This window comes from Xanthomonas sp. NCPPB 2933 (genome assembly GCF_056725225.1).
This window is the reverse complement of sequence record NZ_CM161518.1, coordinates 985,277-1,001,994: the sequence shown is the minus strand read 5'-3', so window position 1 is coordinate 1,001,994 and position 16,718 is coordinate 985,277. Positions and strand designations below refer to the sequence as shown.

General features: G+C 65.1%; 11 protein-coding genes. 9 read left to right on the top strand and 2 right to left on the bottom strand.

What is annotated here, in order from left to right; all coding sequences use genetic code 11:
* Nucleotides 1–981 (top strand): MBL fold metallo-hydrolase, encoded by a 981-nt coding sequence (locus tag AC1PLU_RS04240; RefSeq protein WP_481107796.1) that lies wholly within the window; start codon nt 1–3, stop codon nt 979–981.
* Between the two features lie 154 nt (nt 982–1,135).
* Here AC1PLU_RS04240 and yihA read toward each other — a convergent pair whose 3' ends face one another.
* Nucleotides 1,136–1,759: a ribosome biogenesis GTP-binding protein YihA/YsxC gene (gene yihA, locus AC1PLU_RS04235; protein ID WP_006451633.1), complete on the bottom strand. Its 624-nt coding sequence runs from the start codon at nt 1,757–1,759 to the stop codon at nt 1,136–1,138.
* A gap of 144 nt (nt 1,760–1,903) precedes the next feature.
* On the opposite strand from yihA, the gene AC1PLU_RS04230 reads away from it, so the two are divergent.
* From AC1PLU_RS04230 to betA, 7 genes are all read left to right on the top strand, one after another.
* On the top strand, nt 1,904–2,704 hold the full coding sequence (locus tag AC1PLU_RS04230; RefSeq protein WP_481107795.1) for a c-type cytochrome: 801 nt from the start codon (nt 1,904–1,906) through the stop codon (nt 2,702–2,704).
* 93 nt (nt 2,705–2,797) lie between these two features.
* A complete protein-coding gene (locus tag AC1PLU_RS04225; RefSeq protein ID WP_481094878.1) occupies nt 2,798–3,448 on the top strand; it encodes a thiol:disulfide interchange protein DsbA/DsbL in 651 nt (216 codons plus the stop codon).
* Between the two features lie 91 nt (nt 3,449–3,539).
* Entirely contained in the window at nt 3,540–4,355 is an 816-nt protein-coding gene (locus AC1PLU_RS04220) for a thiol:disulfide interchange protein DsbA/DsbL (protein ID WP_481094877.1), read from the top strand.
* A gap of 49 nt (nt 4,356–4,404) precedes the next feature.
* Nucleotides 4,405–5,142 carry an endonuclease/exonuclease/phosphatase family protein gene (locus AC1PLU_RS04215; RefSeq protein ID WP_043889741.1) on the top strand — a complete coding sequence of 246 codons (738 nt, stop codon included), beginning with the start codon at nt 4,405–4,407 and terminating at the stop codon, nt 5,140–5,142.
* Between the two features lie 136 nt (nt 5,143–5,278).
* Nucleotides 5,279–7,258, top strand: a complete 1,980-nt coding sequence (betT, locus tag AC1PLU_RS04210) for a choline BCCT transporter BetT (RefSeq protein WP_481107794.1) — start codon at nt 5,279–5,281, stop codon at nt 7,256–7,258.
* A gap of 40 nt (nt 7,259–7,298) precedes the next feature.
* Entirely contained in the window at nt 7,299–8,771 is a 1,473-nt protein-coding gene (gene betB, locus AC1PLU_RS04205; protein ID WP_481094875.1) for a betaine-aldehyde dehydrogenase, read from the top strand.
* 159 nt (nt 8,772–8,930) lie between these two features.
* On the top strand, nt 8,931–10,601 hold the full coding sequence (gene betA, locus AC1PLU_RS04200; protein ID WP_481094874.1) for a choline dehydrogenase: 1,671 nt from the start codon (nt 8,931–8,933) through the stop codon (nt 10,599–10,601).
* A gap of 719 nt (nt 10,602–11,320) precedes the next feature.
* Here betA and AC1PLU_RS04195 read toward each other — a convergent pair.
* A complete protein-coding gene (locus AC1PLU_RS04195; RefSeq protein ID WP_481107793.1) occupies nt 11,321–14,200 on the bottom strand; it encodes a TonB-dependent receptor in 2,880 nt (959 codons plus the stop codon).
* Between the two features lie 269 nt (nt 14,201–14,469).
* On the opposite strand from AC1PLU_RS04195, the gene AC1PLU_RS04190 reads away from it, so the two are divergent.
* Nucleotides 14,470–16,443, top strand: a complete 1,974-nt coding sequence (locus tag AC1PLU_RS04190; protein WP_481107792.1) for a transglycosylase SLT domain-containing protein — start codon at nt 14,470–14,472, stop codon at nt 16,441–16,443.
* The last annotated feature ends 275 nt before the right edge of the window (nt 16,444–16,718 follow it).

Genomic DNA, 16,718 nt, shown 5'->3' with positions numbered 1-16,718 from the left:
ATGTCTGTTTCCGTACTGCGTTCGCTGGCGCCGCTATTGCTCGCCGCAAGCGCCACGCTGGCGCACGCCGCTGCGCCCGCGTCCACCCATGCACAGGTTCCCGGCTTTTACCTGCAGCGCATCGGCACGCTGCGCGTCAGTGCGTTGTTCGACGGCAGCGTCGCGTTGACGCGTCAACAGCTGCCCAATGTGGACCCGGCAGAGCGCGATCGCCTGCTCGCGCAGGGCTACGTGCCCGAAGACGACAAGGGCCTGCAGACGGCAGTCAACGCCTATCTGATCCAGGACGGCAGCCACCTCAGCCTGGTCGATACCGGCACTGCCCGGTGCCTGGGCCCCGGCCTGGGCCAAGTGCTGACCAACCTGCGCGCCGCCGGCTACGACCCGGCCCAGGTCGACGATGTGCTGCTCACCCACGCGCATCCGGACCACCTGTGCGGCCTGCTCGATGCGCAGGGCACCCCGGCATTTCCCAACGCCACGGTGTGGCTGTCCGACGCCGATGCCGCGTACTGGCTGGATCCCGCTTCGGAGGCCGGTGCCGCGCCGATGCTGCAGTTCGCCTTTCCGCTGGCGCGCGCGGCGGCAGCGCCCTATCAGGCCCAGGGTCGGCTGCGCCGTTTCCAGCCAGGCAAGACCGTATTGCCGGCCGGCACCACTGCCCTGGACAGCCAGGGCCACACGCCCGGCCACGTGTCGTATCGCTTCGACGGTGGCGCCGGCAACACGCTGCTGGTGTGGGGCGATGTGTTGCACTACCACGCCGTGCAGTTTGCCCAGCCGGACGCATCGTTCGAGGCCGACAGCAACCGCAGCAAGGCCATTGCCTCACGCCGCAGCATGCTGGCGCAGGCCGCCGACGGCCGCTGGTGGGTGGCCGGTGCGCATCTGCCGTTCCCGGGCCTGGGCCACGTGCGCCGTGAGGGCGATGCGTTCGCCTGGGTGCCGACCGAATTCGGCCCAGTGCCGGCGACGCCTTGAGCGATGGGGCACCCAGGCAAGGTCCTGTCCCGCAGCGCAGCCCGGCGTCGCCCGGCCCCGGTACCGATGCCGCAAATGAAAACGGCGAGCTCTGGCTCGCCATTCTCGACTGCTCGCAGGGCCAGGCGTCATGGCGCCCGGCCCGGCTCACGCCTCACTCCGCTGCAGGCGGCGCGCCATCCAGGCCCAGCCAGCCGCCGACGATGCCGCGCAGTTCGTCCACGCCCTGGCGCGATTCGCCGGAGTAGGTCTGCACGGTCACGCTGTCGCCAAAGCGCGAGGTCACTTCCTTCTTGACCTTCTGCAGGGTCTGCATCTGCTGGCCACGGCCGAGCTTGTCGGCCTTGGTCAGCAACCCGTGCGCGGGCAGGCCGCGTTCGGCCGCATAGCCGAGCATCTGCAGGTCGTAATCCTTGAGCGGGTGGCGGATATCCATCACCACCACCAGCCCGCGCAAGGCCTCGCGGGTGCGGAAATAGCGGTCGATGAAGGCCTGCCAGTGCGCCTGCAGATCCTGCGGCACCTTGGCGTAGCCGTAACCGGGCAGATCCACCAGGCAGCGCTCGGGCTGGATCTGGAAGAACACCAGCTGCTGGGTACGACCAGGCGTCTTGGACACACGGGCGAGCGCGTTCTGGCGGGTCAGCGCATTGAGCGCGCTGGATTTTCCGGCGTTGGAGCGGCCGGCGAAGGCGACCTCGTAGCCGCCATCGTCCGGCAATTGCCGGGCGTTATGGGCGGACAGGTGGTAGCGGGCTTGTTCGATAAGGAGCGACATCCCCCTAGGATCGCACGTTCGGCGCCTGGCGGTTTTGCTGCACTGTTCGTTGACCCTGGCGCAAAGGCGTGTCGATAATCGAAGCACGCCTGCCACAGCCAGCCTCAAACGCGCGCAGGTCGGGTCCATACGGAGCTTTAGCTGATGCGCCATGCTCGTGTGCTTGTCCTCGCCGCCCTCGCCGTGCCGGTTATTGCCGCCGTGGCGTTTGCGCAATCGGCGGTGACGCCGATCCCCGATCCGCCACCTGTGCGCGTTGCGCCGTTGGAGGTGGACCTGTCCAAGACCACCTGGGGCGATGCCAAGGCGGGCCAGACCAAGGCCGCTGCCTGCGCGGCCTGCCATGGCCCGGACGGCAACCCGGCCGTCGCCATGTACCCGCGCATCGCCGGCCAGACCGAGCGCTACGTGGCGCATCAAGTGGCCTTGATCGCCAGCGGCGAGCGCAATAGCGGCATGGCGGCGGTGATGGTGCCGTTCGTCAAGGACCTCTCTGCGCAGGACATGCGCGACCTGGGCGCCTACTTCGCCACCCAGAAGTCTGCCGCCGGCGTGGCCGACGATGCCGTGGTCAACGAGGGGCCGTACCAGGGCCTGAAGTTTTACGAGGTCGGCGAGAAGCTTTACCGCGGTGGCGACATCGCACGCGGCGTGCCGGCCTGCATGGCCTGCCACGGGCCGTCCGGCAGCGGCAATCCGGGCCCGGCGTATCCGCGCCTGGGCGGCCAGCATGCCGAGTACGTGGCACGGCGCCTGAAGGAATACCAGGCCGGCACCACCCAGGAGCGCAACCCGGCGCTGTTCAATATCATGGCGCAGGTGGCGCACCCGCTGACCGAGCAGGAGATCCAGGCGCTGGCCAGCTATCTGCAAGGCCTGCACGACCGCGCCGACGATGCGGCCTCCGCGCAAGCACCCGCTGCCGGGACGCCCGCACGCTCATGAGTTGAACGCCACGGCTGCCACACCGCTTCACGACGCCGGTCCCGCGACCGGCGTCGTCGTTTCCCGTCCTCCCCCTATCCCCACGGAGCCTGCATGAAGCTGTTTTCCCGTCTGTCCCTGCTGTTGTTGATCCTGCTGCCGCTGGTGGCCTGCGCTGCCGACAAGAACACCCCGCCGGTCGAGGGCGACGACTACATCGTGATCGACGGCGGCCAGCCGTACGCGCCGCTAGCCGGCAAGGTCGAAGTGACCGAGGTGTTCGGCTACACCTGCCCGCACTGCGCGCACTTCGAGCCAACCCTGGAGGCCTGGGTGGCCAAGCAGCCGTCCTATGTGCGCTTCACCCCGGTGCCGGCGGCATTCGGCGGGTTCTGGGACGCATTCGCGCGTGCCTACTTTGCCGCCGACATCCTGGGCGTGGCCAAGCGCAGCCATCGCGCCATGTTCGAGGCGATCCACGAAAAGCAGAGCGTGCCCTCGCAGAACGTGGCACCGGAAGAACTGGCGGCGTTCTACGCCGACTACGGCGTGCCGCAGCAGCGCTTCGTCGAGACCTACAAGAGCGCGGCGGTAGACGCCAAGCTCGATGCCGCGCGCGACTTCGCCAAGCGCAGCAAGCTCCCCGGCACCCCGGCCATCATCATCAACGGGCGCTATCTGATCGGCGCGCGCAATTACCCGGACATGCTGCGCGTGGCCGACTATCTGATCGCCCGCGAGCACGCTGCGCCTGCCAAGCGCTGAACCGCGTAACCGCCACCGACGGCCGCCCGTGGCATCATGCGCCCCGCGGCCGTCCGGCCCTTTTCTCGCCCCACGCTGGAGATCCAATCCGATGAAGACCCGCTTCGCCCTGACGCTGATGGCGCTGCTGCCGATCCTGGTCGCCTGCAAGGCCCAGGACGGTTCGTCCGACACCGCACCTGCCGCTGCCACGCCGGCTGCTGACACCGCGCCTGCTCCGGCCGCTGCCGCTCCGGCCACAGACCCCGCCGCACCGCCGGCCGTTGGCGAGAGCGCCAGCACGGCCCCCGCCGTCGCACCCAGCGCCGCCCCACGTGCACCGAACGGCCCCGAGCCGGTCGCCGGCACCGACTATCTGGATATCGAAGGTGGCCAGCCGTACCAGCAGGCCGCCGGCAAGATCGAAGTGGCCGAGGTGTTCGGCTATGTCTGCCCTGCCTGCAATGCGTTCCAGCCGCTGATCGGGCCGTGGAAGGCAGGGCTGCCCTCCGACGTGCATTTCGTCTACGTGCCGGCGATGTTCGGTGGCCCGTGGGACGACTACGGCCGTGCCTTCTACGCCGCCGAAACGCTGGGCGTGCAGGAGAAGACCCACGAAGCGCTGTACAAGGCCATCCACGTCGACCAGACCCTGAAGGGCGAGCGCGGCAAGGATTCGGTGCAGGACATCGCCGCGTTCTACGCCAAGTACGGCGTGGACCAGAAGACCTTCATCGACACCATGAGCAGCTTCGGCGTGTCGGCCAAGACCAACCGCGCCAAGCAGTTCGCAACCCGCAGCAAGCTCACCGGCACCCCGTCGCTGATCGTCAACGGCAAGTACCTGGTCAAGGGCCAGAGCTTCCCGGACATGCTGCGTATCGCCGATCACCTGATCGCGCGCGAACGCGCCACGCTGGCCAAGTGACCCGAGCGATCGCCCTCCAGTGAACGCTTCGGATTCGCGCACCCTGCGGGTGCTGACCGCCAATATCCAGGCCGGCTCCAGCACCCGTCGCTACAGCGATTACGTCACCCGCAGCTGGTCGCACGCGCTGCCGTTGGGCAGCAAGCGCACCAGCCTGGACAGCATCGCCAAGCTGGCCGGCGAACGCGACATCGTGGGCTTGCAGGAGGCCGACCCCGGCAGCCTGCGCTCGGGTTTCACCAACCAGACCCACTACCTGGCCGAGCGCGCCGGCTTCGATTACTGGAGCCACCAACCCAATCGCCGCATGGGCGGGGTGGCCTCCAGCGCGAATGGCTTGCTCAGCAAGCTGCAACCGCTGGAAGTGCAGGACCATGCCCTGCCCGGCCGGATCGGCGGGCGCGGCATCTTGCTGGCCAAATTCGGCGAAGGCCGCGACGGCTTGGCGGTGGCAGTGGCGCATCTGTCGCTGGGCGCCAATTCGCGCATGGCGCAACTGGCCTTCATCGCCGAGTTGTTGTCCGAGCATCCCAACGCGATGTTGATGGGCGATTTCAACTGCATGGCCGACCGGCCGGAGATGCAGGCGCTGTATCGGCATACGCGTCTGCAACCGCCAAGCTGTGAAGTGCACACCTTTCCGAGCTGGCGCCCGGATCGGGCGATCGACCATATTCTGGTCAGCGACAGTCTGACGATCGAACGCATCGAAGCGATTCCCGCCGCGTTTTCAGATCATCTGGCGGTTGGCATGGATATCCGCGTGCCGACGCAGCTGCTGCGTTAAATACCGCGAAAAGTGGCTACGGGTTCGCATAGGCGAACTCGACCGATGACACCCCCTCGACACCGCCTGTGCGATAACGCAGGCGGTTTTTCGTTGGGAGCACAGTCCGTGACACGCCTCTTATGAGTGCGCTGGTATGAGTGCGGTAGAGCCGCAACTGGCACCGGTGCGCACCTTGCGTCCGGTGTTCGTGTTGGCGGCAACGGTGGTCTGTACGTTTGCGTTGCTGGTGTCGTTGTTTCCGTTGGATGCAGGCCGCGTGCTGCTGGATGCGCAGACCTGGGCCTCGCGCAATGTCGGCTGGTACTACCTGCTGGCGATGACGGTGTACCTGGTGTTCGTGCTCGGCGTGGCCTTGTCCAGCTACGGCAACATCAAGCTCGGCGCCGACCACGACGAACCGGAATTCAGCTATCTCTCCTGGGCCGGCATGCTGTTCGCTGCGGGCATCAGCATCACGCTGTTCTTCTTCTGCGTCTCCGAACCGCTCACCCATTATCTGCAACCGCCACAAGGCGGCACTGGCAGCGGCGAAGCCTCCGCACGTCAGGCGATGCAGTTGCTGTTCCTGCATTGGGGCCTTCATGGTTGGGGCGTGTTCGCGCTGGCGGCGATGGCACTGGCCTACTTCGCGTTTCGGCATAACTTGCCGTTGGCCTTGCGCTCGGCGCTGTATCCGCTGATCGGCAAGCGCATCAACGGGCCGATCGGTTACACCGTGGATGCGCTGGGCATCGTCGCGACGGTGTTCGGTATCGGTGCGGACATGGGCTTTGGCGTGCTGCATCTCAATGCCGGGCTGAGCACCTTGTTCGATGTGCCGCATACGCACTGGGTGCAGGTGGCGTTGATCGTGGCGATGATGGGTGCGGCGATTCTGGTGGCGGTGTCGGGCGTGGAAAAAGGCGTGCGCTGGATGTCGGACATCAACATGCTGCTGGCGATCGCGCTGCTGCTGTTCATGCTGTTCGCCGGCCCTACGCAATATCTGCTCAACGCGCTGATACAGAACCTGGGCGACTACCTGGGCAGTGTGGTCAACAAGAGTTTCGACGTGTATGCCTACGGCGGGCGCAGCGATTGGCTGGGCAACTGGACGGTGTTCTATTGGGCCTGGTGGATCGGCTGGGCACCGTTCGTGGGGCTGTTTATCGCGCGCATTTCGCGCGGCCGCACCATTCGCGAGTTCGTGCTCGGGGTGTTGCTGATCCCGCTCGGCTTCACCCTGGCGTGGCTGTCGATCTTCGGCAACAGCGCGCTGGATCAGTTGCTGCATCACGGCCAGGGTGCGCTGGCGCAGCAGGCAATCGATGCGCCGCAGACGGTGCTGTACTCACTGCTGCAGGGCTATCCGTGGAGCCGCGCGGTGATCACAGTGACGGTGGCGGTCAGCTTCGTCTTCTTCGTCACCTCCGCTGATTCCGGCACGGTGGTGCTGTCCACGCTGTCCTCGCACGGCGGCGAGCCGCACGACGATGGCCCGCGCTGGCTGCGCGTGTTCTGGGGCGTGCTCACCGCCGTGGTCACCGCCGGTCTCTTGCTTGCCGGCAGCATGGACGCATTGAAATCGGCAGTGGTGCTGGCCTCGCTGCCGTTCTCTGCGGTGTTGCTGCTGATGGCGTGGGGCTTGTCGCGCGCGCTCAGCGAAGAATCGCAACGCAAGCGCGCGCAGCTCTACAGCCCCAGCCCGTTGATCGGGCAATCGCGCAATCACCGCGGCTGGCGTCAGCGCCTGGGCCAGGCGATGCATTTCCCGGCGCGCGATGAGGTCTATCGCTTCATGCACGACCAGGTACGCCCGGCGATCGAAGCGGTCACCACACAATTGCAGGAAGAAGGCTGGCAGGTCAGCAGCCGGCTCGACGACGACGATATGGAGATCAGCGTCGATCACGGCGAGCAGCAAGGTTTTCGCTACCAGGTGGTGATGCGCGGCTACCTGACGCCGTCTTTCGCCGCGCAACGCCTACGCAACCAACGCTATTACCGCGCCGAGGTGTATCTGTACGAAGGCAGCCAGGATTACGACCTGGTCGGTTACAGCCGCGAGCAGATCATCAACGACATCATCGATCAATACGAGCGTCACCTGCAGTTCCTGCATCTCACGCGCTGAGGTGCCGCCGCTGCCGCGTGCGCCCCACAGGAGGTTTGTCATGCCACGTTTTCCCGACCAGTTGCTGTATATCGGCGGCCGCTATGTTCCCGCCCGCGGCGGCCACACCTTCGAGGTGGTCAACCCCGCCACCGGCGAGGTACTGGCCAATGTGCACAACGCCGGTGCCGACGATCTGGACGCGGCGGTAGATAGCGCCAAGGCCGGCCAACAGCAATGGGCGGCACTGACCACGGTGGAACGCTCGCGCATCCTGCTGCGCGCGGTGGCGTTGCTGCGCGAGCGCAACGACGCACTGGCCGAACTGGAAACCCTCAACACCGGCAAGCCGCTGAGCGAAACCCGCAGCGTGGACATCGTCACCGGTGCGGATGTACTGGAGTACTACGCAGGCGTGGCGCACGCGCTGCAGGGCGTGCAGGTGCCATTGCGCGAAGGCAGCTTCTTCTACACGCGCCACGAGCCACTTGGCGTGGTGGGCGCGATCGGCGCGTGGAATTACCCGATCCAGATTGCGCTGTGGAAGGCCGCACCTGCACTGGCGGCCGGCAACGCAATGATCTTCAAACCCAGCGAAGTGACGCCACTGACCGCACTCAAGCTGGCCGAAATTTTCACCGAAGCCGGCCTGCCCGATGGCGTGTTCAACGTGCTGCCCGGCGACGGGGCCAGTGTGGGCACTGCGCTCACCGAACATCCGCAGATCGAAAAGATCAGCTTCACCGGCGGCACCGCGACCGGGCGCAAGGTGATGGCCAGTGCATCGAGTTCGTCGTTGAAAGACGTGACCATGGAACTGGGCGGCAAGTCGCCGCTGATCGTTTGCGCCGATGCCGATCTGGACCTGGCTGCCGACATCGCCATGATGGCCAACTTCTACAGTTCCGGGCAGGTGTGCACCAATGGCACGCGCGTGTTCGTGCCGCGCGCCCTGCGCAACGCCTTCGAAGCGCGACTGCTGGCACGTGTGCAACGCATCCAGATCGGCGACCCGCTGGATGCGCGCACCACCTTCGGCCCGATGGTCAGCGCCGCGCACATGCAGCGCGTGCTCGACTACATCGAACAGGGCAAGGCCGAAGGCGCGCGCCTGCTGTGCGGTGGGCAGCGTCTGCGCGATGGTGCGCTGGCACAAGGCTGCTACGTGGCACCGACCATCTTCAGCGATTGCACCGACGTGATGACCATCGTGCGCGAAGAAATCTTCGGGCCGGTCTTGAGCCTGCTCACCTACGACGACGAGGACGAAGCGATCGCACGCGCCAATGCCACCACGTACGGCCTGGCCGCAGGCGTGGTGACGCCGGATCTTGCACGCGCGCATCGTCTGATTCATCGCCTGGAAGCGGGCATCTGCTGGATCAACACCTGGGGCGAATCGCCGGCACCGATGCCGGTAGGTGGCTACAAGCAATCCGGCGTGGGTCGCGAAAACGGGCTGGCCACCTTGCAGGCCTACACGCGTACCAAGTCTGTCCAGGTCGAACTGGAACGCTACGCGTCGGTGTTTTGAGCGGCTGACACCACCTGGCAGGCAGTCGCCAACGCCATCGGCGACATGCACAAGCCGCAGTGCGCGGCCAGTGCTGCCGTTTCGGGCACAGGCATCGATGCCCCACTGCGCAATCGTTTTGAAAGCCGCTTCAAGCCGGCGCCGCAACAGGAGAACCCCATGCAACGCGAATACGACTACATCATCATCGGCGCCGGCTCGGCAGGCAACGTGCTGGCCGCGCGCCTGACCGAAGACCCGGGCGTCAGCGTGTTGCTGCTGGAGGCCGGCGGGCCCGATTATCGGCTAGATTTCCGCACCCAGATGCCGGCCGCACTCGCCTTCCCGCTGCAGGGACGCCGCTATAACTGGACCTATGAAACCGAGCCGGAGCCGCATATGGACAACCGGCGCATGGAGTGCGGGCGCGGCAAAGGGCTGGGCGGTTCATCGTTGATCAACGGCATGTGCTACATCCGCGGCAACGCCCTGGATTTCGACCACTGGGCCAAGCGTCCGGGCCTGGAAGACTGGAGTTACCGCGATGTGTTGCCGTACTTCCGCAAGGCCGAGACCCGCGACATCGGCGCAAACGATTATCACGGCGGCGAAGGCCCGGTGAGCGTGGCCACGCCGAAGAACGACAACAACGTGCTGTTCCAGGCCATGGTCGATGCCGGTGTGCAGGCCGGGTACCCGCGCACCGACGATCTCAACGGCTATCAGCAGGAAGGCTTCGGGCCGATGGACCGCACGGTGACGCCGCAGGGGCGTCGCGCAAGTACGGCGCGCGGCTATCTGGACATGGCACGTCCGCGCGATGGCTTGCACATCGTCACCCATGCCACCACCGATCGCATCCTGTTTGCCGGCAAGCGCGCGATTGGCGTGCACTACTTGGTCGGCAACAGCAGCGAAGGCATCGACGCGCGTGCACGCCGCGAAGTGCTGGTGTGCGCAGGCGCAATCGCCTCGCCGCAGCTGCTGCAACGCTCCGGCGTCGGCGCACCTGATCTGCTGCGTGCGCTCGACGTGCAACTGGTGCACGACCTGCCCGGCGTTGGCCAAAACCTGCAGGATCACCTCGAGGTTTACATCCAGTACGCCTGCACCAAGCCGGTGTCGTTGTATCCGGCATTGCAGTGGTGGAACCAACCGGCGATCGGAGCGGAGTGGTTGTTCGCCGGCACCGGCACCGGCGCCAGCAATCAGTTCGAAGCCGGCGGTTTCATTCGCACGCGCGAGGAATTCGACTGGCCCAACATCCAGTACCACTTCCTCCCCGTCGCGATCAATTACAACGGCAGCAATGCGGTGAAGGAACACGGTTTCCAGGCGCATGTGGGCTCGATGCGTACACCTAGCCGTGGACGCGTGCATGCCAAGTCGCGCGACCCGCGCCAGCATCCGTCGATCCTGTTCAACTACCAATCCACCGATCAGGATTGGCAGGAATTTCGCGATGCGATCCGCATCACCCGCGAGATCATCGCCCAACCCGCACTGGACGCTTACCGCGGCCGCGAGATCAGCCCGAGTGCGGACTGCAAGACCGATGCCGAACTCGACGCCTTCGTGCGTGCGCGCGCAGAAACCGCCTATCACCCCTCCTGCTCCTGCGCGATGGGTACCGACGATATGGCGGTGGTCGATGGACAAGGCCGTGTGCACGGCATGGAAGGCCTGCGCGTGATCGATGCCTCGATCATGCCGCGCATCATCACCGGCAACCTCAACGCCACCACGATCATGATCGCCGAGAAGATCGCCGACCGCATGCGTGGCCGCACGCCATTGCCACGCAGTACGGCGGACTACTACGTGGCGGGCGATGCGCCTGTGCGTGGGTGATCTGTATTTAGTCCGCGATTTAACCTGCTCGCAAGGTGAACTGGTAAGTGCTGCGGCCGTAAACCTGGGTAGTCGAGGGCGCGGTGCCCTCACCGCACCAGGAGTTTGCTGGCTGCTTTGTTAAAAACCATGCGCACCGAGCATCTCGACTGGTCCTTGCCCGCCCACCGTCGCGGGACCTTACGCGGCATGGATGCCGCGTAAGAGCCTACACGGACGTACTTGCGGCGTGTCCCGCGATGGTGGGCGGGCAAGGGCCCTGCAGCCAAGCCGCAGATCATCCGCTCTACACGTGATCTACCCACACTGTCCGATCATTTCGAAACGACGGAAATTTCGACTCGTCGCGCAGTTTGGGTGTATCAAAAGCCCAAGTCGAAAGCTTGGGTCGTCGAGGGCGCGGTGCCCTCACCGCTCGCGGGACACGCCGCAAGTACGTCCGTGTAGGCTCGGTCGCGGCATCCATGCCGCCACACGGTCCCGCAATCGGTGAGGACACCGCACCAGACAGTTCGCCGGTTACTTTGCTGAAAGCTATGCACGCCTATCAACTTGATTGGTCCTTGCCTGCCCACCGTCGCGGGACCTTACGCGGCATGGATGCCGCGTAAGAGCCTACATGGACGTACTTGCGGCGTGTCCCGCGATGGTGGGCGGGCAAGGGCCTTGCAGCAAAGCCGCAGATCATCCGCTCTCCGCTCTACGACTGACCTGATGGACTAAAACTTCAAATCCACACGCGCATACCAGAAGCGCCCACCGGGAATATCGTAAGTGGATGCGTCATAGCCGTTGAGGGAGCACGACAGGCACAGCGGCGGATCCTTGTCGAACACGTTGTTCAAACCGGCCGTGAGTTGCAGACCCTTGAGCCAATCGACGCGATAACCCACCTGCGCATCGTGATAAGTGATCGCATCCAGCTGATTGGTGCCCACGGCAGGATCGGAACACACCGCAAATTCCACCGCATCGCCGCATTGCTCGGTGAGTTTGGAAATGTGGCGCGCCGTCCATGATGCCGTCCAATTGCCTAGCGACCAATCCAGCACTGCATTGCTGGTCCACTCGGGAATTGCACTGTCGACCACTTCGATGCCTGGCCCCTGCGGCTGCAGTTGCCCTGCCGCACCGAGCGCCTCGTAACGGCCCACGAAGGTGTTCTGCCACGACAACTTGAAGCGGCCCAAGCCAGTTTCCGGCAGCGTCCAGAACAGATCCACATCCCAACCATCGGTCTTGATCGAACCCAGATTGGTCAACCGATTGTTGAACGCATTGATGCCCCCGGTGGATGCACGCGTGATGCCGTTGCAGTACAGCGCGTCCAACGTATCCACGCACAGATCCAGCTGCGTCTGCGCATTGATCGCCTGGATCGCCCCATCCACATGATGGCGATAGAACGTCATCTCCAGATCGAGCCGATCCGACCAGCTCGCATTGCTCGCAAAGCCCGGGCTGAACACGAAACCGGCACTGAAACTGCGCGAGCGCTCAGGATCCAACTGCTCGTTGCCCCCCGTGGTGACCGAGATCTGCTGATTGGCCTGTTGATAGCCCACCGGTGCACCGAGCGCAGCGCAGTTGGTAGCACTGCCACGCGGCGCGGTGCCGCCCAGCCCGATCGAGCATGGATCCGACAACTGCAGATCCGCGCGCGCCGCCGAACCGAACAACTCACCGATGGTCGGCGCACGGAAGCCTTCTGCATAGCTGGTGCGCAACACCAACTCGTCGGTGACTTGCCAACGCAGGCCGTACTTGGGCGTGAACTCGCCGCCGAAGGTGGAGTAATCCGAATAGCGCCCGGCGATATTCAAATCGAGTTTGTCGCCCAACGACGAGTTGGCGAAGATCGGGATATTGAGTTCGAGATAGGCTTCGTTGACGTCGTAGCTGCCCGAGGTCGGCAACGACGGCACGCCGTTGTAGCGGCCTGCCACGGTGAGCGGATCGGGCTGATACGAACCCTCGTACTTGCGGTACTCGTAGCCGGTGGCGAACGACACCGCACCGCCGGGCAACTGGAACAACTCGCTGCTGAGGTTGGCGGTGAACAGGCTCAATTCGTTCTGGCTGCGGTCGCGCACCACCGGCTGGATCCAGCGCAACATCTCCGGCGTGATGCTGCCGGCGCCACTGAAGATATCCAATGGCACGCAGCCGGCCACTGCCGCACAGGCGGCCGGATCGCCCAACCCCAGATTGATGTTGAACAGGTTGTAGCTACCGTAGTTGGTCTGCTCGGCCTTGTTCTTGCTGTACATGCCGTTGACGTCCCAGAACCACGTGCGCGCCGCGCCTTCGAAGGTGCCCACCAGACCGGTGCCGAAGTATTGCGTATCGACCTGCTGCTCGAACCGACGCGCCCCGCCTTCCACCGGGCGGCGACCGATCTGGATCAGGTTGGTGGCGGAGTTCAACTCGAAGCCGAAAGGATTGAACGGATTCAGCGCCGAAATCACGATGTTGTCGGCCAGCGGATTGCCGGTGCCGGCATCGGGGCCGAGAAAGATCGGCTCGGGTGCAGCCTGGTTGGTCGACTCGCGCCGGTTGCCCAATGCTTTGACATACCACTGCACATCGTCGTTGAAGTAATAGCGAAATTGCGCAAACACGCCCTTGCGCTCGGACGGTGTCAGCAGCAGATTCTGTTCGGCGAAGTTGTAACGGTCAGCGGTGCCGAAACAGTGGTAGTCGTCGCTGCGTGTACACCCCGCACTGCCATCGTATTGCGGCGTACCCACACCGGCATTGGGCGTGAGGTTCTGACGCACACCGGTGTTGGGGTCGACGAACTGGAAGCGCCCATCCGGCGTTGCCGAGCTGGCGAAGGTCAGCCCGGTGCCCGGAATCGGAAAGCGGGCCTGCGCGCGGTCGCGTGCATAGATCGGGTCCTGCTTGACGTAGCTGGCACCCAGAAACAGGCTGAAATCCTCGCCGCTGGTGCCCCAGGCCAGGTCCATGCCCTGGTTGGCGCCATCGCCCTTGCCGTACTGCCCGTAGTTGAGCGTGACCTGCGCACCGTCGAAGCTGCGCCGGGTGATGATGTTGACCACGCCGGCAATCGCATCCGAACCGTACAGCGACGAAGCGCCGTCTTCGAGCACCTCGATGCGCTCCACGATCGCCAGCGGAATGGTGTTGAGATCGGTCGACGACCCCACGCCGGAGGCCGAAGATTCGTTGACCCAGCGAATGCCGTCCACCAGCACCAGCACGCGCTTGGACCCGAGATGGCGCAGATCCACCTGCGCCGAGCCTGCGCCCACGCCGCCACCATCGGGCGGAAAGCCGAAATTGCCGGACGAGTTGAACTTGGCATTGAGCGCCGAGCCGGACGCGGTGAGTTCCTGCAGCACCTCGCCGATCGAGGTCAGGCCGGTGCGTTCGATGTCGGCGCGATTGAGCGTCTGGATCGGCACCTGGCCCTGCAGTTCGGCGGTTTTGATACGCGTGCCGGTGACCTGCACGCTGTCGAGCGTGCGCGTGCTCGGGGCGGCCTCAGGCTGTTGCGCCCAGGCGAGTGTGGGAATCAGACACAACGACAACTGCACGGCCAGGCATGACCGATGAGGGCCAATCAGACGCTTCATCCGTTCTCTCTCCAGAAGGATTTCGAGTATCCGCACGCCCCCGTGCCCTGCGGTCCGCCCCAACTTTTAAACGAAACCTTAACGCGCCGCAAGCTGGCAGTGCAGCACTGCGCAGCAGATCGCAATGGCTGCCATCGCACGCCCACGAACGCGAGCGTGCGATGACGCGTTCCCTCACGCGCTACGCCTGCACGCTGAGATGTGTGCGTTCGCAACGCTGCAACGCGTATTCACTCAAGCGCTCATGCGTGCTTCGGTATCATCGCGCAATGACTTATGCCCCCCGTCTTGCCACTGTTTTCGTCGGCCTGCTGTGCCTTGGCAGCACTGCGCTGCATGCGCAAAGCCTGGACCCGCAACTGACCGCCATGCGCGATGCCATCGCCGCTGCAGAGCGCGGTCAGTCCGATGCCGGTCAACTCAGTGCGTTGAGTCGCCATCCGCTGTATGGCTGGCTGGAATTCGCCACGCTCAAGCGCAGCATCGACAGCGTTTCCAATGCGCAGGCGCAGGGGTTTCTGCAGCGCTATGCGGGCCAACCGGTGGCGGAGAGCTTCCGCAGCACCTGGCTGCCGGCCGTAGCGCGTCGCCAGGACTGGACCACGCTGCTGGCCAACTGGAAATCCACCGACAACCTCGGCCTGCGCTGCGCACAGCTCACGGCGCGTCAGGCCACCGGCAAGGCCGATGCGCAGTGGAGCCGCGATGCGCTCACGCTGTGGCGTAACGGAAAGGCGCTGCCCGATGCCTGCGATCCGGTGGTCGCCGGGCTGGAGTCGCGCGGCGAACTCACCCCGGCACTGCGCTGGGAGCGCGTGGAAGCCGCTGCCGATGCACAACTGCCAGCGGTGATGCGCAACGCCGCGCGCGGCTTGCCGGCGGCTGATCTGGCACTGGCCACCGATTACGCCGCCTTTCTCGACAAGGTCCACCCGCGTGCACTGGGTTGGCCCAAGACCGAGCGCAGCCGTGGCATCGCTGTCGATGGGCTGGCCAAGTTGGCCAAGAGCGACCCGGACGCGGCCGAGCAACAGCTGCCGCAACTGGCTACCGCACTCGGCTTCAGCGAGGCGCAGCGCGGCCAGGTGCTGTACCAGATCGCGTTGTGGACAGTGGCCTCGTACTTGCCGGATTCAGCGCGCCGCCTCAACGCAGTGCCCGATGCCTCGTACGACGAACGCCTGCACGAATGGCGCGCGCGCGAGGCGATGTCGCGTGGCGACTGGCCGGCTGCATTGGCCGCGATCCGCAAGATGTCCGCCACCCAGCGCAGCGATTCGCGCTGGCAGTATTTCGAAGCGCGCCTGGCCGAGAAGACCGGCGCTGCCGCGGCCGCACAGCCGTTGTATCGCGCGGCCGCGCAGTCGCCGACCTTCCACGGCTTCCTGGCCGCCGATCGCCTGCAGCAGCCGTACCGGCTGTGCCCGTGGGAGCCCAAGGACAACCCGCAGGCCAAGGCGGCCGTTGCGCGCGATCCGGCATTGATCCGCGCGATTGCACTCTTCCAGATCGATCGCCCCGGTTGGGCCGTGGCCGAGTGGAACGATGCCGCCACCCGCTTCGACGACACCCAACGCCGTCTGGCCGTGCAAGTGGCCAGCGAGAATGGCTGGTTCGATCGCGCGGTGTTCGCGCTCGGCAAGCAGCCGGACGAACAACGGCTGTATTCGCTGCGGTTTCCGTTGCATCACGATGAGAGCATTCGCCGCGAAGCCGCCAAGAACGCGATCGACCCGGCCTGGGTGGCAGCAGAAATTCGTGCCGAAAGCATTTTCAATCCACGCGCCCGCTCGCCTGCCAACGCGATGGGCCTGATGCAGGTATTGCCGGGCACTGGCGCCGCCGTGGCCAAGGGCATCGCCCTGCCCGGTTACGCAGGCGCCACCAGCCTGTACGAGCCGGACACCAATATCGCCATCGGCACCGCCTACCTGCGCCAGTTGCTCAACACTTACGGCCTGCCCTACCTCACCATCGCCGCCTACAACGCCGGCCCGGGCCCGACCGGGCGCTGGCAATCGCAGCGGCCCAACTTCGATCCGGACTTCTGGATCGAAACCATCAGCTACAAGGAAACCCGCGAGTACGTCGCGCGCGTGCTGGCCTTCAGCGTGATCTACGACTGGCAACTCAACGGCGACATGCTGCCGTTGAGCGACCGGCTGATGGGCAAACTGGTGGACAAGCGCTTGAAGCCGGTGTGCACGCCAGGCCAGACCGCCAACAACGCGGCGCAGGAGTGAGTGCAAGTCGGCCGAACGGACGCACCTGTGGCGTGTCCCGCGATTGTGAGCGAGGCAAGGGCCCTGTAGCGAAGTCGAAGGTCAAACGCTCTACACATGATCTATCCGAACTGCCCACAGTCCAATACAACCAAAATTTCGATGTGTCGCGTTCTTTAGTTGCGGTCGAATACTCGGCTCAACAGCCTAGTCGGTCGAGGGCGCGGTGCCCTCGCCGCTCGCGGGACACGCCGTGAATCCGTCCGTGGAGGCTCGGTGGCGGCATCCATGCCGCC

What these genes read in the sequence shown, in the direction of transcription:
- betB (WP_481094875.1), top strand. Translation starts at nt 7,299, where the DNA reads ATGCCACGTTTTCCCGACCAGTTGCTGTATATCGGCGGCCGCTATGTT.
- betA (WP_481094874.1), top strand. Translation starts at nt 8,931, where the DNA reads ATGCAACGCGAATACGACTACATCATCATCGGCGCCGGCTCGGCAGGC.
- AC1PLU_RS04195 (WP_481107793.1), bottom strand. Translation starts at nt 14,200, where the DNA reads ATGAAGCGTCTGATTGGCCCTCATCGGTCATGCCTGGCCGTGCAGTTG.
- AC1PLU_RS04225 (WP_481094878.1), top strand. Translation starts at nt 2,798, where the DNA reads ATGAAGCTGTTTTCCCGTCTGTCCCTGCTGTTGTTGATCCTGCTGCCG.
- AC1PLU_RS04190 (WP_481107792.1), top strand. Translation starts at nt 14,470, where the DNA reads ATGACTTATGCCCCCCGTCTTGCCACTGTTTTCGTCGGCCTGCTGTGC.
- AC1PLU_RS04230 (WP_481107795.1), top strand. Translation starts at nt 1,904, where the DNA reads ATGCGCCATGCTCGTGTGCTTGTCCTCGCCGCCCTCGCCGTGCCGGTT.
- AC1PLU_RS04240 (WP_481107796.1), top strand. Translation starts at nt 1, where the DNA reads ATGTCTGTTTCCGTACTGCGTTCGCTGGCGCCGCTATTGCTCGCCGCA.
- yihA (WP_006451633.1), bottom strand. Translation starts at nt 1,759, where the DNA reads ATGTCGCTCCTTATCGAACAAGCCCGCTACCACCTGTCCGCCCATAAC.
- betT (WP_481107794.1), top strand. Translation starts at nt 5,279, where the DNA reads ATGAGTGCGGTAGAGCCGCAACTGGCACCGGTGCGCACCTTGCGTCCG.
- AC1PLU_RS04220 (WP_481094877.1), top strand. Translation starts at nt 3,540, where the DNA reads ATGAAGACCCGCTTCGCCCTGACGCTGATGGCGCTGCTGCCGATCCTG.